This is a genomic window from Pseudomonas brassicacearum (assembly GCF_003732225.1).
In the GTDB taxonomy this organism is placed as follows: Bacteria; Pseudomonadota; Gammaproteobacteria; order Pseudomonadales; family Pseudomonadaceae; genus Aquipseudomonas; species Aquipseudomonas brassicacearum_E.
In genome coordinates, this window is sequence record NZ_MOBJ01000009.1 from 88,216 (window position 1) to 107,532 (window position 19,317).

Annotated in this window: 11 protein-coding genes and 1 other RNA gene; 8 read left to right on the forward strand and 4 right to left on the reverse strand. The window is 59.8% G+C overall.

Features of this window, described 5'->3' with window-relative positions:
* Positions 1–101 precede the first annotated feature (101 nt).
* Positions 102–2,501, reverse strand: a complete 2,400-nt coding sequence (gene xdhB, locus BK659_RS13960; RefSeq protein ID WP_123425646.1) for a xanthine dehydrogenase molybdopterin binding subunit — start codon at positions 2,499–2,501, stop codon at positions 102–104.
* Positions 2,494–3,948, reverse strand: coding sequence for a xanthine dehydrogenase small subunit (gene xdhA / locus BK659_RS13965; RefSeq protein WP_123425647.1), 1,455 nt, complete (start codon positions 3,946–3,948; stop codon positions 2,494–2,496). The genes xdhB and xdhA overlap by 8 nt, the downstream gene beginning before the upstream one ends.
* 267 nt (positions 3,949–4,215) lie before the next feature.
* Between xdhA and BK659_RS13970 the strand changes: the two genes are divergently transcribed.
* From BK659_RS13970 to ffs, 6 genes are all read left to right on the forward strand, one after another.
* Positions 4,216–4,875 (forward strand): GntR family transcriptional regulator, encoded by a 660-nt coding sequence (locus tag BK659_RS13970; protein WP_123425648.1) that lies wholly within the window; start codon positions 4,216–4,218, stop codon positions 4,873–4,875.
* Positions 4,876–4,877: 2 nt separating this feature from the next.
* Positions 4,878–8,366, forward strand: coding sequence for a chromosome segregation protein SMC (smc, locus tag BK659_RS13975; protein ID WP_123425649.1), 3,489 nt, complete (start codon positions 4,878–4,880; stop codon positions 8,364–8,366).
* Positions 8,367–8,622: 256 nt separating this feature from the next.
* Positions 8,623–9,474 carry a cell division protein ZipA gene (gene zipA / locus BK659_RS13980; protein WP_123425650.1) on the forward strand — a complete coding sequence of 284 codons (852 nt, stop codon included), beginning with the start codon at positions 8,623–8,625 and terminating at the stop codon, positions 9,472–9,474.
* A 200-nt stretch (positions 9,475–9,674) separates the two neighbouring features.
* On the forward strand, positions 9,675–12,032 hold the full coding sequence (ligA, locus tag BK659_RS13985) for an NAD-dependent DNA ligase LigA (RefSeq protein WP_123425651.1): 2,358 nt from the start codon (positions 9,675–9,677) through the stop codon (positions 12,030–12,032).
* Between the two features lie 147 nt (positions 12,033–12,179).
* Positions 12,180–13,172: a zinc-binding metallopeptidase family protein gene (locus tag BK659_RS13990; protein WP_123425652.1), complete on the forward strand. Its 993-nt coding sequence runs from the start codon at positions 12,180–12,182 to the stop codon at positions 13,170–13,172.
* Between the two features lie 277 nt (positions 13,173–13,449).
* An RNA gene (gene ffs / locus BK659_RS13995) (signal recognition particle sRNA small type) lies at positions 13,450–13,546 on the forward strand.
* 232 nt (positions 13,547–13,778) lie between these two features.
* On the opposite strand, the gene BK659_RS14000 is transcribed toward ffs, so the two are convergent.
* Entirely contained in the window at positions 13,779–14,093 is a 315-nt protein-coding gene (locus BK659_RS14000; RefSeq protein ID WP_054593225.1) for a helix-turn-helix domain-containing protein, read from the reverse strand.
* 489 nt (positions 14,094–14,582) lie between these two features.
* Here BK659_RS14000 and BK659_RS14010 point away from each other — a divergent pair, with 489 nt between their 5' ends.
* On the forward strand, positions 14,583–16,283 hold the full coding sequence (locus BK659_RS14010; protein WP_123425654.1) for a putative bifunctional diguanylate cyclase/phosphodiesterase: 1,701 nt from the start codon (positions 14,583–14,585) through the stop codon (positions 16,281–16,283).
* Positions 16,284–16,286: 3 nt separating this feature from the next.
* Here the strand turns inward: BK659_RS14010 and BK659_RS14015 are convergent, their stop codons facing one another.
* Positions 16,287–17,045, reverse strand: a complete 759-nt coding sequence (locus BK659_RS14015) for a substrate-binding periplasmic protein (protein ID WP_123425655.1) — start codon at positions 17,043–17,045, stop codon at positions 16,287–16,289.
* Between the two features lie 145 nt (positions 17,046–17,190).
* Here BK659_RS14015 and dnaX point away from each other — a divergent pair, with 145 nt between their 5' ends.
* A complete protein-coding gene (gene dnaX / locus BK659_RS14020) occupies positions 17,191–19,302 on the forward strand; it encodes a DNA polymerase III subunit gamma/tau (RefSeq protein WP_123425656.1) in 2,112 nt (703 codons plus the stop codon).
* The last annotated feature ends 15 nt before the right edge of the window (positions 19,303–19,317 follow it).

Genomic DNA, 19,317 nt, shown 5'->3' on the forward strand with positions numbered 1-19,317 from the left:
TTCGGGCCTCATCGCGAGCAAGCTCGCTCCCACATTAGATCTGCGTCGTGCATAGATCTCCTGTGGGAGCGAGCTTGCTCGCGATGGCCGCGACGCGGTCGTTACAGCGAAGCGAGCTCAGCCTCGGCTGCTACGGCTTTCGAAGCCTTCAACTGGCGCATTTGCTCACACCCCCACAACACCCGCTCCGGTGTGGCGGGTGCGTCGATTTTTGGTTGATGTTTGTAATCGCCCAGGCTGGCCACCGCATCCTTGATCGCACACCAGGCGGCGATGCCGAGCATGAACGGCGGTTCGCCCACGGCCTTGGAATGGAACACCGTGTCTTCCGGGTTCTTGCGGTTTTCCACCAGCTTCACGCGCAAATCCAGCGGCATGTCGGCGACTGCCGGGATCTTGTAGCTGGCCGGGCCGTTGGTCATCAGTTTGCCTTTGGCGTTCCACACCAGCTCTTCCATGGTCAGCCAGCCCATGCCCTGGATGAAGCCTCCCTCGACCTGACCCATGTCGATGGCCGGGTTCAGCGAGGCGCCGACGTCATGCAGGATGTCGGTACGGAGCATTTTGTATTCGCCGGTCAGGGTGTCGACAATCACCTCGGCGCAGGCTGCGCCAAAAGCGAAGTAGTAGAACGGCCGACCGCGTGCCTGGCTACGGTCGTAGTAGATTTTCGGGGTCTTGTAGAAGCCGGTGCTGGACAGCGACACCTGAGCGAAATAGGCCTGCTGGATCAGCTCTTCGAAGGTCAGGATGTGATCGCGAACCCGCACGTGGCCGTTGTGAAATTCCACGTCTTCTTCGCTGACCGCAAACTTGCGCGCGGCAAATTCCACCAGGCGTTGCTTGATGATTTCAGCGGCATTTTGCGCAGCCTTGCCGTTCAGGTCGGCACCGCTGGACGCGGCGGTCGGCGAGGTGTTCGGGACCTTGTCGGTGTTGGTCGCGGTGATCTGAACGCGGTCGATTTCAACCTGGAACACTTCGGCCACGACTTGTGCGACTTTGACGTTCAAACCCTGGCCCATTTCGGTGCCGCCGTGGTTCAGGTGGATGCTGCCGTCGGTGTAGACGTGAATCAGCGCACCGGCCTGGTTGAGGAAGCTGGCGGTGAAGGAAATACCGAATTTCACCGGGGTCAGCGCCAGGCCTTTTTTCAGGATCGGGCTGTTGGCGTTGTAGCGCCGGATTGCTTCGCGGCGTTCGGCGTACTGGCTGCTTTCTTCCAGCTCGGCGGTTATTTCCTCGAGCATGTTGTGCTCGACGGTCTGGTAGTAATGGGTGACGTTGCGCTCGGTCTTGCCGTAGTAGTTGGCCTTGCGCACGGCCAGTGGATCAAGGGCCAGATGACGGGCGATGGCGTCCATCACTTCTTCGATGGCGACCATCCCTTGTGGGCCGCCAAAGCCGCGATAGGCGGTGTTCGACGCGGTGTTGGTCTTGCAGCGGTGACCGTTGATGGTTGCGTCGCCCAGGTAGTACGAGTTGTCCGAGTGGAACATCGCCCGGTCAACGATCGACGCCGACAGGTCGGGTGAACAACCGCAGTTGCCCGCCAGTTCCAGCTGAATGCCGTGCAGGCGCCCGGTGTTGTCGAAGCCCACATCGTATTCAATGTAGAACGGGTGACGTTTGCCGGTCATCAGCATGTCTTCGACCCGTGGCAGACGCATTTTGGTCGGCTGCCCGGTCAGGTGCGCGATCACTGCACAGAGACAGGCGGGGCTCGCGGCCTGGGTTTCCTTGCCGCCGAAACCACCGCCCATGCGACGCATGTCGACGACGATTTTGTTCATCGACACGTCGAGCACTTCCGCCACCAGTTTCTGCACTTCGGTGGGGTTCTGGGTCGAGCAGTAGACGATCATGCCGCCGTCTTCGGTCGGCATCACCGAAGAGATCTGGGTTTCGAGATAGAAGTGTTCCTGGCCGCCGATGTGCAGCGTGCCTTGAATCCGGTGCTCTGCGGTCGCCAGCGCAGTGGCCGAATCGCCGCGTTTGTGGGTGTGGCTATCCAGCACGAAGTGGCGTTTGCGCAGGGCTTCGACCACGTCGAGCACCGGCTCCAGATCTTCGTATTCGATGATCGCCGCCATGGCTGCTTTGCGTGCGGTTTCCAGGTCTTTTGCGGCCACCGCGAGCACCGGTTGACCGACGAATTGCACATCATCGATGGCCAGCAACGGATCGCCCGGCAACAACGGGCCGATGTCTTTCAGGCCCGGCACATCTTCGTGGGTAATGGCGATGCGCACGCCTTCAAAGGCGTAGCAGGGCTGGGTGTCGATGCTGATGATTTTCGCGTGGGCACGGTCCGAAAGCCGCGCGTAAACGTGCAACTGATTGGGGAATTCCAGTCGATCGTCGATGTACTGCGCTTCACCAGACACATGCTTGTCGGCGCTGTCGTGCTTGACGCTGCGACCGACACCGGTGGTCAGGTCTTTGGCAAACAACTCGGCCAGTTCGGCTTGGGTCTTTTCGACTTTGTGATGGTTAGACATAAGCGGTCACCCGAGTTTCGATGTGCGGTGTTTGCAGTTCGATGAAGTATTTACGCAGCAGGTTCTGCGCGCTGAGCAGGCGGTATTCCTTGCTTGCGCGGAAGTCCGAGAGTGGCGTGAAATCTTCTGCCAGGGCTGCGCAGGCGCGTTCCACTGTGGCGTTGCTCCACTGCGCGCCGAGCAGCGCGGCTTCGCAGCTCTTGGCGCGTTTTGGCGTCGCCGCCATGCCGCCGAAGGCAACGCGGGCGTCGGCGATCACGCCGTTTTCGATGCGCAGATTGAACGCCGCGCAGACCGCGGAAATGTCATCGTCCAGACGCTTGGACACCTTGTAGGCGCGGAACAGTTGTTCGGCGCTGGCACGCGGCACGATGATTTTCTCGATGAACTCGCTTTCCTGACGTGCGGTGACCCGGTAATCGATGAAATAGTCTTCCAGCGCCAGGGTGCGACGGGTCTCGCCTTTGCACAGAACGATCTGTGCGCCCAGAGCGATCAGCAGCGGTGGCGAGTCACCAATCGGCGAGGCGTTGCCAATGTTGCCGCCAAGGGTGCCCTGATTACGGATTTGCAAGGAGGCGAAACGTTGCAGCAACTCGCCGAAGTCCGGGTACTCGGCCTCGAGGGCGTCGTAGCAGTCGGAGAGGGCGGTGGCGGCGCCGATTTCCAGGCGGTCGTCAAAGCGCTCGATGCGCTTCATTTCTGCAACGTTGCCAACGTAGATCATCACCGGCAGCGTGCGGTGGAATTGGGTGACTTCCAGTGCCAGGTCGGTGCCGCCGGCCAACAGCCTGGCTTGCGGATAGGCGTCATAGAGATCAGCGAGATCGGCGACGGTCAGCGGCACCAGGCAGCGTTTGTCACCGCTGTTCAGTTCACCGGTGTCGGTCGGCGCGATGGCTTTCAGGCGAGCGATGGTTTCGGCTTCGCGGGCATCGAACTGGTCTGGCTGTTTGGCGCAGCACACTTGTTCGGCGGCGGCGAGGATCGGGCGGTAGCCGGTGCAGCGGCAGAGGTTGCCGGCGAGGGCTTCGTGGGCCTTATGGGAATCGGCGTGATCGCTGTTTTTCTGCAAGGCGAACAGCGACATGACGAAGCCCGGAGTGCAGAAGCCGCACTGCGAGCCGTGGCACTCGACCATGGCTTTTTGCACGCTGTGCAGCTCGCCCTGGTGTTTGAGGTCTTCGACGCTGATCAGCTGTTTGCCGTGCAGCGACGAAACAAACGTCAGGCACGAGTTGAGGCTGCGATAGCGAATGTGTTCGCGTCCGGTGTTGTCGGTCTGCAATTCGCCGACCACCACCGTGCACGCGCCACAGTCACCGCTGGCGCAACCTTCTTTGGTACCGGGTTTGCCCAAATGCTCGCGCAGATAGTTCAGCACGGTCAGATTCGGGTCCAGGACGTGCTCGCTACGGAGTTCCTGGTTAAGTAAAAACTGGATCACGGAAGGCCTCGCAGACTCATTATTGTTGTTAACCGACTTGAACCTGAATTTATCAGGTCTGACTTTTCGGTCAATGATTTTTTGACTTAAGGGTCAGGAAAATCGCTTTTGCCGATCAACAGTAGCTTCTTTCATTATTGACCCTCTCGGGATACCTCGCTTTTTGCTTGAATCGTGCCAAATTCCGCTGGCTGGGCCCTGCGCCATCACCCATCAAGTGCGCTACACTGCGCCGCTTGTGCAGATCGAAGAGTTTGAAGGAAAACCATGACGTTCAAGGCGCCGGATAGCCTCGCCGAGCAAATCGCTCACCACCTCGCCGAACGCATCATTCGCGGCGACCTCAAGCCGGGAGAGCGCATCCAGGAACAGAAGGTCACGCTGGCCCTCAATGTCAGCCGCGGCTCGGTTCGCGAAGCCTTGCTGATCCTTGAACGCCGGCACCTGATCGCCATCCTGCCGCGTCGTGGCGCCCACGTGACCGAACTCACCGCGCACAAGGTGCAGAGCCTGTGTACGCTGATGAGTGAGCTTTACATTCTGCTCGGCAATTCGGTGGCCAATGGCTGGTCGGTTCAGGCCGACATGGCGCCGTTCCTGCAAATCCAGCAGCGCTTGAGCGCCAGTTACGAGCGTCAGGACATCCGCGCCTTTGTCGAGGACAGCTTCAACGTGATGCGGGCGGCGTATCCATTCGCCAATAACCCGTACTTGCAGGAAACCGTCGAGAACCTGCAGCCAGCCATGAGCCGCGCGTATTTTCTTGCTCTGGAACAGCGCAAGGCCGAAATGAGCGAGTTCCTCGAACTGTTCGAGCGCTTGCTCGCGGCCGTGCTGGCCCGTGATCTGCCAGAGATTCGTATCGTGCTCTCGGCCTATGCCCGGCGCAGTTGCGATCTGGTGCTGTCTGCCTTGCCGGCGGCCTGAGCATGCGGCTCAAGTGCATCAAACTGGCGGGGTTCAAATCCTTCGTCGACCCGACCACGGTGAACTTCCCCAGTAACATGGCGGCGGTGGTCGGGCCCAATGGTTGCGGCAAGTCGAATATCATTGACGCCGTACGTTGGGTGATGGGCGAGAGCTCGGCAAAGAACTTGCGCGGCGAGTCGATGACCGACGTCATCTTCAACGGTTCCACCAGCCGCAAGCCGGTGAGCCAGGCGAGCATCGAGCTGGTGTTCGACAACTCCGATGGCACGCTGATTGGTGAGTACGCGGCCTACGCGGAAATCTCCATTCGCCGCAAAGTCACCCGCGACAGCCAGACCACTTATTACCTCAACGGCACCAAATGCCGTCGCCGCGATATCACCGACATTTTTCTCGGTACCGGCCTGGGCCCGCGCAGCTACTCGATCATCGAACAGGGGATGATCTCCAAGCTGATCGAGTCCAAGCCCGAAGACCTGCGCAACTTCATCGAAGAAGCGGCGGGGATCTCCAAGTACAAGGAGCGCCGGCGCGAGACCGAAAACCGCATTCGTCGCACCCATGAAAACCTCGCGCGCCTGACCGACCTGCGTGATGAGCTGGAACGTCAGCTCGAACGCTTGCATCGTCAGGCCCAGGCCGCCGAGAAGTATCAGGAATACAAAGCTGAAGAGCGTCAGCTCAAGGCTCAGCTGTCGGCGTTGCGCTGGCAGGCATTGAACGAACAGGTTGGTCAGCGCGAAGCGATCATCGGCAACCAGGAGATCAGTTTCGAAGCCCTGGTCGCTGAACAGCGTAACGCCGATGCGAGCATCGAACGGCTGCGTGACGGTCATCACGATCTGTCCGAACGCTTCAATCTGGTGCAGGGGCGTTTCTATTCGGTCGGCGGCGACATCGCCCGGGTCGAGCAGAGCATCCAGCACGGCCAGCAGCGTTTGCGTCAGTTGCAGGACGATCTCAAGGAAGCCGAGCGTTCGCGCCTGGAAACCGAGTCGCACCTGGGCCACGACCGCACCTTGTTGGCGACCCTCGGCGAAGAGCTGGACATGCTCACCCCCGAGCAGGAAGTCACCAGCGCCGCCGCTGAAGAAGCCGCCGCCGCGCTGGAAGAATCCGAAACCACCATGCACGGCTGGCAGGAGCAGTGGGACAGTTTCAACCTGCGCTCGGCCGAGCCACGGCGTCAGGCCGAAGTCCAGCAGTCGCGCATCCAGCAGCTGGAAACCAGCATGGAGCGCCTGGCCGAACGTCAACGTCGCTTGGCCGAAGAGCGCGACCTGCTCTCGGCTGACCCGGAAGACGCAGCGATCCTGGATCTCAACGAACAACTCGCCGCCAGTGAAGCGACCCTCGAAGATTTGCAGGCCAGCGAAGAAGCGCAGGTCGAGCGGCTTGAGCAGTTGCGTCAAGAGCTGCAACTGGCCCTGCAAAACCAGCAGCAGGCGCAGGGCGACTTGCAACGACTCAACGGACGCTTGGCCTCGCTGGAGGCGTTGCAGCAAGCGGCGCTCGACCCGGGCACCGGCGCCGCCGAGTGGTTGCGCGAGCAGCATCTGGCCGAGCGTCCACGTCTGGCCGAAGGTTTGAAGGTTGAAGCGGGTTGGGAGCTGGCGGTGGAAACCGTGCTCGGCGCCGACCTGCAAGCGGTGCTGGTCGACGACTTCGCGGGCTTCGATCTGTCCGGGTTTGCCCAGGGCGATTTGCGCTTGCTCAGCCCGGCCAGCGACGGTGTGCGGATCCCTGGCAGTCTGCTCGACAAGGTCGAGGCGCAGATCGATCTGTCGCCGTGGCTGGGGCAGGTCAAACCGGTGGAAAGTCTCGAACAGGCGTTAACGCTGCGTGGCCAGTTGTCGGTCGGCGAAAGCCTGATCAGCCGTGACGGCTACTGGGTCGGGCGGCACTTTTTGCGGGTGCGCCGCGCGAGTGAAGCCGAGAGCGGCATGTTGGCGCGTGGCCAGGAAATCCAGCGTCTGGGGCTGGAGCGTGAAGAGCGTGAAGCGACCGTAGAGACGTTGGAAACCACCTTGCAAAACCTGCGCGCCCAACAGCGTCAGCAAGAGAATGGCCGCGAACACCTGCGCCGTTTGCTGCAAGACGAGGCGCGCCAGCAGGGCGAATTGAAAGCTCAGCTGTCCGCCGGTAAAGCCAAGGCCGAGCAACTGACGTTGCGTCGTACACGTCTCGATGAAGAACTTGGCGAGTTGAGTGAACAGCGCGCGCTGGAACACGAACAGGTTGGCGAGTCGCGCCTGCAATTGCAGGAAGCTCTCGACAGCATGGCGATCGACACCGAGCAGCGCGAGTTACTGCTGGCTCAGCGCGACAGCTTGCGCGAGCGCCTTGATCGAGTGCGGCAGGAAGCCCGTCAGCATAAAGACCACGCGCACCAGTTGGCGGTGCGTCTGGGCTCGCTCAAGGCGCAACACGATTCAACCCGTCAGGCGCTGGAACGGCTGGAATTGCAGTCCGAGCGTCTGACTGAAAAGCGCGAACAGCTCAGCCTCAATCTGGAGGAGGGCGAAGCGCCGCTGGAAGAGTTGCGGCTCAAGCTTGAAGAATTGCTCGACAAGCGCATGAGTGTCGACGAAGAGCTGAGAACCGCGCAGATTGCCCTGGAGGATGCCGACCGCGAACTGCGTGACGCCGAGAAGCGCCGCAGTCAGGCCGAGCAGCAATCACAGTTGATCCGTGGTCAACTGGAACAACAGCGCATGGAATGGCAGGCGCTGACCGTGCGCCGCAAAACCTTGCAGGATCAATTGCTCGAAGACGGCTATGACCTGCACGGGGTGCTCGCCACGCTGGTGGCTGAGGCTAACGAAAAGGAAGCCGAAGAAGAACTCGAACGCATTGCCGCACGAATTCAGCGACTGGGTGCGATCAACCTCGCGGCCATCGACGAGTATCAGCAGCAGTCTGAGCGCAAGCGTTATCTGGATGCTCAGGACGCTGACCTGGTGGAAGCGCTCGATACCCTGGAAAACGTCATTCGCAAGATCGACAAGGAAACCCGCAATCGCTTCAAAGATACCTTTGATCAGATTAACGGTGGATTGCAGGCGCTTTTCCCAAAAGTTTTCGGTGGCGGCAGCGCTTATTTGGAACTGACGGGCGAAGATCTACTCGATACAGGGGTAACGATCATGGCGCGTCCGCCCGGGAAGAAGAACAGCACCATCCATTTGCTGTCGGGCGGTGAAAAAGCCCTGACGGCACTGGCGCTGGTTTTTGCGATCTTCAAGCTCAACCCGGCGCCGTTTTGCATGCTCGACGAAGTTGACGCGCCGCTGGATGACGCTAACGTTGGACGCTACGCCCGATTGGTGAAAGAGATGTCACAAACGGTGCAGTTCATCTATATCACCCACAACAAGATCGCCATGGAAATGGCCGAGCAATTGATGGGGGTTACGATGCACGAGCCCGGTTGTTCACGTCTGGTAGCCGTGGATGTCGAGGAGGCGATGGCAATGGTGGACGCCTGAGTCATGGCGTGCAGGCCATATGTTTGCGGGAATCAGGGATTTTTACCCGCGCAGATTGCTGGCCAATCGACATAATGGCTGAAGCCATCGCGACTGACGGTGTAAAGTTATCTTTGGTCGTGCTAGTTTAATGTCAATTTTTCGTATGCGTGGGCAAAACGCCATTCAGAACAGAGAGTTGGCGCCACGTTTTAAAGCGGTTTGCAGGTTGTAAACCCCTTATTTTTCAGCATTTTTTATAGAGGCACGGGATTACATGGAAATCGGTCTGCGCGAGTGGCTGATCGTCATCGGCATTATTGTCATTGCCGGTATTCTTTTTGATGGCTGGCGGCGTATGCGCGGCGGCAAGGGCAAGCTGAAGTTTCGCCTCGACCGCAGCCTGTCCAACCTGCCGGACGAGGACAGCGGCGCTGAACTGCTGGGCCCGCCGCGTGTGCTGGATACGCATAAAGAGCCGCAACTCGACGAGCATGACTTGCCGTCGGTGAGCATGCCTGCCCGTGAGCCGCGTGAATCGGGTTCCAAGCGCGGCAAGCGTGGCAGCGAGCCGTCCCAGGGCGACCTGAATTTGAATCTGGATCTGGACGGCGGCCCGAGCTTCAGCAGTCGTGACGGTGATTTTCCGGACGAAACCAAATCGTCGAGTGCTGTGGCCGATAAAGAACAGCCGCAGGCAGAAGAAGTACTGGTCATCAGCGTGATCTGCCGTGACCCGGGCGGTTTCAAAGGCCCGGCTCTGTTGCAGAATATTCTGGAAAGTGGTCTGCGCTTTGGCGAGATGGATATCTTCCATCGTCACGAAAGCATGGCCGGCAACGGCGAAGTGCTGTTCTCCATGGCTAACGCGGTCAAGCCTGGCGTGTTCGATCTGGACGATATCGACCTGTTCAGCACCCCGGCCGTCAGCTTCTTCCTCGGCTTGCCAGGCCCGCGTCACCCAAAACAGGCCTTCGACGTGATGGTCGCTGCCGCTCGCAAACTGTCCCAGGAGCTCAACGGCGAACTGAAAGACGACCAGCGCAGCGTGCTGACCGCTCAGACCATCGAGCACTACCGTCAGCGTATCGTCGAGTTCGAGCGCCGCGCCCTGACCCAGAAGCGCTGATATCGACCCGAAGACTGCGAACGCTTGGTGATCTTGAAATTGTTGAGAGCAAGATCAAAAGATCGCAGGCTTCGCCGGCTCCTACAGAGGTCACGGCATCACGTAGGAGCTGCCGCAGGCTGCGATCTTTTAACGTAGCCCACGAATTGCATTCAGATTGAGCAGCCTCGGCTGCTCTTTTGCTTTATGAGAGAACACCCATGACCGCCGCTGAAAATCGCATTCTAGAGCTGCGCGCTGAGCTGGATCAGCACAACTACCGTTACCACGTCCTCGACGAGCCGAGCATTCCGGACGCCGAGTACGATCGACTGTTCCACGAGCTCAAGGCGTTGGAAGCGGCAAACCCCGAGCTGATCACCAGCGACTCGCCGACTCAGCGGGTTGGCAGTGCGGCGCTCTCGGCGTTCACTCAAGTGCGGCACGAAGTGCCGATGCTGAGTCTGGGCAATGCCTTCGAAGAAAACGACATGCGCGAGTTCGATCGGCGGGTCACCGAAGGTCTGGATTTGCCGTCCGGCGATTTGTTCGGCGGTGGCGCCGAGGTTGAATACAGCTGCGAGCCGAAGCTCGATGGTCTGGCCGTCAGTTTGTTGTATCAGGACGGTGTGCTGGTGCGTGGTGCTACTCGCGGAGACGGCACCACCGGTGAAGACATCAGTGTCAACGTGCGCACCGTGCGCAACATTCCGCTCAAGCTGCAAGGCAGTGGCTGGCCGGCGACTCTGGAAGTGCGCGGCGAAGTGTATATGTCCAAGGCCGGTTTCGAGCGCCTTAACGCCACGCAACTGGAAATCGGCGGCAAGACCTTCGCCAACCCGCGCAACGCCGCGGCGGGCAGCCTGCGCCAGCTGGACTCGAAGATCACCGCCAGTCGTCCGCTGGAGTTTTGCTGCTATGGTCTCGGCCAGGTCTCGGCCGAGATTGCCGACACGCACATCGGCAATTTGCAGCAGCTTAAAGATTGGGGCATGCCGGTCAGCCGCGAGCTGAAACTGGCCAAGGGCATCGACGAATGCCTGGATTATTACCGCGACATCGGCGAGCGCCGTAACGCGCTGGCCTATGAAATCGATGGCGTGGTGTTCAAAGTCAACAGCATTACCTCGCAGCGTGAGTTGGGCTTTCGCGCTCGCGAGCCGCGTTGGGCGATTGCCCACAAGTTTCCGGCGATGGAAGAACTCACCGAGCTGCTCGACGTGGAGTTCCAGGTCGGCCGAACCGGTGCGGTCACTCCGGTTGCACGTTTGAAACCGGTGAAAGTGGCCGGCGTGACCGTGTCCAACGCGACGTTGCACAACATGGATGAAGTGGCGCGTCTGGGCTTGATGATCGGCGATACGGTCATCATCCGCCGCGCCGGTGACGTGATCCCGCAAGTGGTGCAAGTGGTCACCGAGCGTCGTCCGGAAAACGCCCGCCCGGTGCAGATTCCCGAGTGCTGCCCGGTCTGTGGTTCGCATGTCGAGCGCACTCAGCTGGTCAAGCGCAGCAAGGGCCGCGAAACCGTCAGCGAAGGTGCGGTGTATCGTTGCGTCGGCCGTCTGGCCTGCGGTGCGCAGCTCAAGCAGGCGATCATCCATTTCGTTTCGCGCCGGGCCATGGACATCGAAGGCCTGGGCGAGAAGAGCGTCGAGCAGTTGGTGGACGAAGGTCTGGTCAGCTCGCCGGCGGATTTGTACGCCTTGAGCTTTGAACAGATCGTCGACCTGGAAGGTTTCGCCGAGCTGTCGAGCAAGAACCTGCTCAGCGCCATTGCCGACAGCAAGAAACCGGGGTTGGCGCGTTTCATCTATGCCCTCGGTATTCCGGATGTCGGCGAAGAGACGGCCAAGGTTCTGGCGCGCTCGCTGGCGTCGCTGGCGCGGGTTCAGCAGGCGTTGCCGCAAGTGCTGACGTACTTGCCGGATGTCGGGCTGGAAGTCGCCTACGAGATTCACAGCTTCTTCGAAGATGCGCACAACCGGAAGGTGATCGAGGAACTGCTCAAGCATGGTCTGGAGATTCAGGATCAGGGCGAGTTGGGTGCCGAATTCGCCGCCAGCACCACGCTGGGCGGGATGATCGACAAGCTCGACATTCCCTCGGTCGGACCGGGCGGGGCGCAGAAGCTGGCCGATAAGTTCGGTTCGCTGGAAGCGATCATCAGCGCCGACTGGCTGGACATGCGTCAAGCGCTGCCGGAGAAGCAGGCCAACGCCGTGCGGGAGTTCTTTGCCATCGAACAGAACCGTCAGCTGGCGCTGGATGCCGAAAAGCAATTGCGCGACTTCGGCATGCACTGGCAAAGTGAGAAGAAAGTCGTCGAAGGCTTGCCGTTGGCAGGCCAGACCTGGGTGCTCACCGGCTCCCTGGAGCTGATCAGCCGCGACGTCGCCAAGGACAAGCTCGAAAGCCTCGGCGCCAAGGTGGCGGGTTCGGTGTCGGCCAAGACCTACTGCGTGGTCGCAGGGCCTGGTGCTGGCTCCAAACTGGTCAAGGCCAATGAGCTGGGGTTGAAGGTGCTGGACGAAGAAGCGTTCGTGGCGTTTTTGGCCGGGCACGGCATTACTGTCTAAAACCGTCAAGATCGCAGCCTGCGGTATACATCGCCCCTCGTAGGAGCTGCCGCAGGCTGCGATCCTTTGATTTTGTCTGCACGGAGCGTGGGAACGATCTCGGCGCAGGAATGATCTAGTCTTGGCAGGCCCCAGGGAGAGATCGCCATGTACCGCTTTTTCGAGCAGCTCAGCTCACGTATCGCCGCACCCTTCATTGGCGAAAGCTCGCGTAACAGCAAGGTCTGGCATTGCCGTTGCGGGCAGTCACTGTTCTTTCGCAACAGTCAGTGCCTGGCCTGCTCGGCAGCCTTGGGTTATCAGCCTGAGCAGAGTCGTTTGTCATCGCTCGCGCCGGGGTTCGACGTCGATACCTGGCAACTCGATGCGGAGCCCGAGGCGGGGCTGTTTCGCCGTTGCGCCAATCTGGATACGCCGGCCGCCTGTAACTGGCTGCTCCCGGCTCATGGTTGGGGCGTGCACTGCATTGCCTGTGCTCTGAACCGAACCATTCCCGACCTGTCGATCCCTGAAAACCATGACCATTGGCGCAAGGTGGAAATCGCCAAGCGTCGTCTGGTCGCGCAACTGGTGAGCCTGGGCTTGCAGGTGATCCCCAAGTCAATCGATGAGGAGTGTGGCCTGGCGTTTGATTTTGTCGGCGTCGACCTTGAGGGCAAGTCGCCGACCACTGGCCATGCCAATGGCCTGATTACCCTCGATATCAAAGAGGCCGACGATGCTCACCGCGAGCGCGTCCGCGTGCAGATGCGCGAGCCGTATCGAACCTTGATCGGGCATTTTCGTCATGAAGTCGGGCATTACTATTGGGATCGCCTGATCGCCAATGGCCCTTGGCTGGAAGCGTTTCGCGGACTATTTGGCGATGAGCGTGTCAGTTACGCCGAGGCGCTGGAACGGCATTACCAGCAGGGCGCTCCACTGGACTGGCAGCAAAGTCATGTCAGCGCTTACGCCACCATGCACCCGTGGGAAGACTGGGCGGAAACCTGGGCGCACTACCTGCACACGCGCGGCATGGGCCAACCGGACTTCTACCCCTTCGTCCTGTCGCCTGCGGTCATCGCCAAGTTGCATTTCGTTCACCTGGTGATCCAGCAGGAGGGCGGCAGGGCGGATGAAGTTTTACGAACCCAGTAAGGTGGATCTCGTAGCAGCTGGCGAAGCCTGCGTTCGGCTGCGCAGCAGTCGTAAAGTCAGGCAACGCGGTTTTTCAGATAAGCCGTGTGCAACGGATTCACGACTGCTGCGCAGCCGAACGCAGCCTCCGGCAGCTGCTACGGGTTGCGATCTTTCCGGGTCTGCGCATGTCCTTGACCTGACTCATATTTTTTAATCCGCACCAACGGTTGTAACTTCGTCTCAGATAGGTACAATGGCGCGGCTCGCCGTCAGGTGAGCGTCGTTATGGTGACCCCATCGGTCCCTCCGCAACGATTACCCGTGAACCTGGTCAGATCCGGAAGGAAGCAGCCACAGCGGGAACATTGTGTGCCGGGGTGTGGCTGGTGGGGTCGCCACCTTAACGCCAGGCCTTCATTCGCAAGGTTTGGATCTTCTCCAAAAAACCAGATTCTTAAGTCATTGATCATTTCCGATCGATGTTTTGCTGCGCCTGAGAAAACACCGCCATTGCGAGCGCGTAAGTCTGTCGGTGCCGATGTCCGTCAGGATTCAGCGCAAATGAAAAGAGCAGGCATGCCTATCAATCCGATACGCATGCCTGCTCTTTTTTTGTTTCTGGCTCTAAGGCTTGGACAAGGCCTGGTCTACCGCCGCGATCAGCTTTCCCAGATCCTTCGGGGTGGCTTTGTGTATGACACCGAACAAATACGCTCGCTGTTCGTCTTCGTCGCCAAGATCGGCAAAAAACGCTTTGAGCTTCACTCCCAGCACATCGGCAAGCATGAACAGGGCTTCCACGCTGGGGGTATAGGTGCCGGTTTCGAAGCGGCTGATGGTTTTGGGGTCAAAACCGGTTTTTTCACCGAGTTCAGCCTGAGTAAGCCCCGCCACCTTGCGATAGCGTCTTATGGCTGGACCCAAACTTGAAATTTGCATCGCTCAATTCCCATTTAGAATCAAGAACTTAACGATAGATTTTTGCATTAGACAACTGCATGATCCATCACCTTGCTTTGCAAAATGTGATGTATTTCGTAGAATCTCCGTTTCGTACGGGCATTTGGTGACCTGGCTTCATAAGTCCAGGCAATGTGAGACAGCCAGCATTGCGTTACCTCACGGGGTGTGCAGAGACGCCGCTGACGACGCGAAATGCCGTTCAATATTACCAGAGTCGGTGTTTTTGACGTGCCTGTACGAGGCCTCTGAGCCTAGTTGATCTTCGTCTGTTCGGGGGCCATCAAATGCTGTCCATGGAGTTTTAACGTGCATCTGAATTTGCCGGCCCGCTCTTTTACAAGGATGTTGCCCCGACAGCATCACGTTCTGCGATCCCCAACGCAGTGCAAGACCTTTCAAAACATCTCTTCCGGGCGTTGTGCGCTGGTCGAGCGGTACAACCGCTAGCCACAGTGGGCCAGACTCATGGATGAGAAGTACCGTAGGGCCGTAGATGCAGCCGCCATTTTCTCCGAGACTGACCTGGCGGGGCGCATTACTTACGTCAACGATTTGTTTTGCGAGGTGTCTGGTTATAGCCGCGAGGAATTGCTGGGGGCCAATCACCGCATCCTCAACTCAGGCCTGCATTCTGACGATTTCTTCGCAACGATGTGGCGCACCATTGCTCTGGGCAAGGTCTGGAAGGGCGAAATTTGCAACCGGGCCAAGGACGGTAGCCTCTACTGGGTCGATAGCACCATGGTGCCGGTGCTGGACGAGTCGACCGGGCGGGTCCATCGCTATCTGTCGATTCGCTTTGATATCAGTGAAAAGCGTCAGTTGCTGCACTCTCTGCAATGGCGGGTCGGCCATGACGTGCTGACCGGACTGCCCAATCGGGCGTATCTCTCCGACTTGCTCGAGCAAGCCCTGGATTATTCCCGTGTCGAGAACGTGCCGTTGGCGGTGTGCATGCTCGACCTCGACGGCTTCAAGGCAGTGAATGACGGCTATGGACATGCCAGCGGCGACTTGTTGCTGGTTGAGGTGGCCAAGCGCCTGCGCACCATCGTTCGTGGCGAAGATGTGGTGGCGCGGCTGGCCGGGGACGAGTTCGTGCTGATTTTGCGTTTTGTGCGCGATATGCCGGAATTGCGCGCGGCGTTGCATCGAGTGCTGGGGGCGATCTCTGCGCCGTATTCGATTCTGGGCAAGGACATCAATGTCTTTGCCAGCATCGGCGTCACGCTGTTCCCGGTCGACAGCGAAGACGCGGAAACCCTGCTGCGTCATGCCGATCAGGCGATGTACGTGGCCAAGCAGAGCGGGCGTAACCGTTTTCACCTGTTCGATGTGGTGCGCGACCAAGAGGTCAAGGCGACTCATCAGACAGTCGCGCGGGTTCGTCAGGCATTGCTCAACGATGAGCTATGTCTGCATTTTCAACCCAAGGTCAATATGCGTTGCGGTGCGGTGGTGGGCTTTGAAGCGCTACTGCGCTGGGAGCACCCACAGAACGGTCTGGTGCCACCCAGAGAGTTTCTGCCGTTTGTGGAGGAGACTGATCTGATCGTCGATATTGGCGAGTGGGTGATGGAGCAGGTTCTGGCGCAGTTGTCCCAATGGCAAAAGGACGGTCAACGGTGGCCGGTCAGCGTCAACATCGCTGCTCGGCATTTTCAACGGGCGGACTTTTTTGATCGACTCAAGAACGTGCTCGAACGGCACGCCTGGGTCGCTCCCCAGTTGCTTGATCTGGAGATTGTCGAGTCGGTGGCGATCGAGAATATTCAGCACGTCAGTACCTGCCTGCAAGCCTGTCAGGCGCTGGGCGTGAGGTTCTCTCTGGGAGATTTTGGCACCGGCTATTCGTCGCTGAGTTACCTCAAGCGCCTGCACACGCAAACCATCAAGATCGATAAGTCATTTGTGCGCGACATACTGCATGATCGCGACGATCTGGCGCTGACTACCGCGGTGATCGGCCTTGCCCGGGCCTTTGGGCGAGAGGTGATCGCCGAGGGCCTGGAGAGCATAGAGCATGGCCAGTTGCTGTTGCGCCTGGGCTGCGAGGTGGCGCAGGGCTATTTCATTGCGCGGCCGATGCCAGCGAGTGAAGTGCCGGGTTGGGTCGAGGCCTTTGTCGCGCCGACCCAGTGGCAGGCGCTGGACCAGGCGGTCTGAGGCTTATTGATCGACCTGGGTCGGTTCGTTGGTTCCGGTGTAGAGCCTGATGATGTCGTCGATTTCCCCGGACATTTTCATCTTGAGCAGCGTTTGCAGAATCCGCTGGACCGGCAGTTTTGGGTCGTTACGTACATAACAACCGACGTTTTGCTCCTGCAACACCGCGACTGCCCGCAATGGTCGGTCGGGCATCAATTGCTGATTGAACCAGTCCAGGGCCCATTGATTGCTGACGGCGTAGCGATTACGGCCGGCCGCCAGTTTTTTCAGCACCTGTTCCTGATTGCGCGCATCGTCGCGTTTGAGCTGGCCGCGATCGAAGAGTGGTTGCAGGGTCGGATAGCTGTAGCCGAGCACGGTGCCGATCGGTTGCACGGCAAGGTTTGCGGGGACGACCGAGGCAGGAGCGCTTTGCGTGCCGATCAGCAGGTCGCGCTGAAACCACAGCGGAACGCTCCAGAGGTAGTCCCCGGATGGGTTCGGCAGCCAGGATTTCGCCGCATAGCAGCGGATGTCGATTTCCCCGTGTTCCATGGCGCTTTGCACGCGTGCGCGGGCCAGCATATGGAATTCGGCCGGCAGACCCACCTGCGTGGCCAGGCTGAGCATCACATCGTACAAAATGCCTTGGGTTGGCCGACCGTGCTCGATTTGCACCATGGGCATCGCCCAGCTGTCGATGATTGAAAAGCGCAAGGGCGCTGGCGCGGCAATAGCGCTGACGCTGATCAACAGCAAAGCCCCCAAGGCTGAACGCATAAACTCTCCAGCAAAAGACCGGCAGGAGCCGATAAAAACGCCTCCAAAGACCAGCTTAGCCAGATTAGCCGAGCGCACCGGATGCAATTTTGCCCTTGCTCCGCTAGCATTACCCGCTTCCGCTTCCCAGTTGCGACGGTTTTCGATGAGTTATCAGGTTCTTGCACGTAAATGGCGTCCGCGCTCGTTCCGCGAAATGGTCGGCCAGACCCATGTGCTCAAGGCTCTGATCAATGCCTTGGACAGCCAGCGGCTGCACCACGCCTATCTTTTTACCGGCACCCGCGGTGTGGGCAAGACCACCATCGCGCGGATCATTGCCAAATGCCTGAACTGTGAAACAGGTATCACTTCGACGCCGTGTGGCGAGTGCTCGGTGTGCCGCGAAATTGATGAGGGGCGCTTTGTCGACCTGATCGAGATCGACGCCGCGAGCCGGACCAAGGTCGAGGACACCCGTGAGCTGCTCGACAACGTGCAGTACGCGCCGAGCCGTGGGCGCTTCAAGGTCTACCTGATCGACGAAGTGCACATGCTCTCCAGCCATTCCTTCAATGCGCTGTTGAAAACCCTCGAAGAGCCACCGCCCTACGTCAAGTTCATCCTGGCGACTACCGATCCGCAGAAACTTCCCGCAACGATTCTGTCGCGGTGCCTGCAGTTCTCGCTGAAAAACATGACGCCGGAGCGTGTGGTCGAGCATTTGACCCATGTGCTCGGCGTCGAGAATGTGCCGTTCGAAGACGACGCACTGTGGCTGTTGGGCCGTGCTGCCGACGGTTCGATGCGCGATGCGATGAGCCTCACCGACCAGGCCATTGCCTTTGGTGAAGGCAAGGTCATGGCGGCTGATGTGCGGGCGATGCTCGGCACACTCGATCACGGCCAGGTCTACGACGTCCTGCACGCGCTGCTCGATGGCGACGCCAGGGCGTTGCTGGAAGCGGTGCGGCATCTGGCCGAGCAGGGTCCGGACTGGAATGGCGTGCTGTCGGAAATTCTTAACGTGCTGCACCGCGTCGCGATTGCCCAGGCCCTGCCTGAAGGCGTCGATAACGGTCATGGCGACCGTGATCGGGTGCTGGCGCTGGCCCAGGCCTTGCCGGCCGAAGACGTGCAGTTCTATTACCAGATGGGCCTGATCGGACGCCGCGATTTGCCGCTGGCACCCGACCCGCGCGGTGGTTTCGAAATGGTCTTGCTGCGAATGCTCGCGTTCCGACCGGCAGACACCGCGGATGCACCGAGGCAGCCGCTAAAGCCAGTGGGGATCAGCCAGGCCACAGTTGATTCCGCAAACTCAGTGGCTGGCGCACCGCGTGTTGCGCCGGTAGTTGCTTCTGCTCCCGTTGCTGCTGCGCCTGTCGCCGCGGCGCCGGTTCAACCGGTTGCCGAGGTGGTTGCACCCGTGTCGGCACCTGAGCCGGTTGTTCCAGTGGTCGTGCCTACGCCTGTGGTCGAGGTAGTGGCTGAGCCTGTGGCCATCGTCGAAGAAGTCGTCGACCTGCCCTGGAACGACCCGGTAGAGCCTGAGATCGTGCAGCAACCGGCCATCGAGCCAGTGCTGGAGACGACCTCTGAGCAGCCTGACCTGACGCCCATGCCGACGCCGACTCCGGACAGCGTTGTACCCGATGCGCCGGAGTGGGCTGCCGCGCCGATTCCCGAGCCGTCGGTGGCTGAAGTCGACGCCGCCACGCCGGGCATGGATCTGGATGACGAACCGCCGCTGGACGAGGACTACATCGAGCCGGACATGGATTCGGCCTATAGTTATCTCGATGAGCTGGCCAGTGAGCACGCCGCAGAACCAGCGCCTGAACCCGAACCTGAACCGGCCGCGATGCCGGCCACAGGGCTGGCATTGCAATGGCTGGAGCTGTTCCCGAAATTGCCGATTTCCGGCATGACCGGCAGCATCGCCGCCAACTGCACGTTGATCGCAGTCGATGGCGATCATTGGCTGCTGCACCTGGACCCGGCCCACAGCGCGCTGTTCAACGCGACTCAACAACGCCGGCTGAACGATGCGCTGAACCAGTATCACCAGCGCACCCTGACGGTGAGCATCGAGCTGATCAAGCCCGAGCAGGAAACCCCGGCGCAGGCGGCTTCGCGTCGACGTGTCGACCGCCAGCGCGAAGCTGAGAATTCGATTCACGGTGATCCGTTCATCCAGCAAATGATGCAACAGTTCGGCGCGGTGATCCGTAACGATACTATTGAACCTGTCGAGGCTCTGGCCAGCCAGGGCTAATAACTGAAGGCGTTC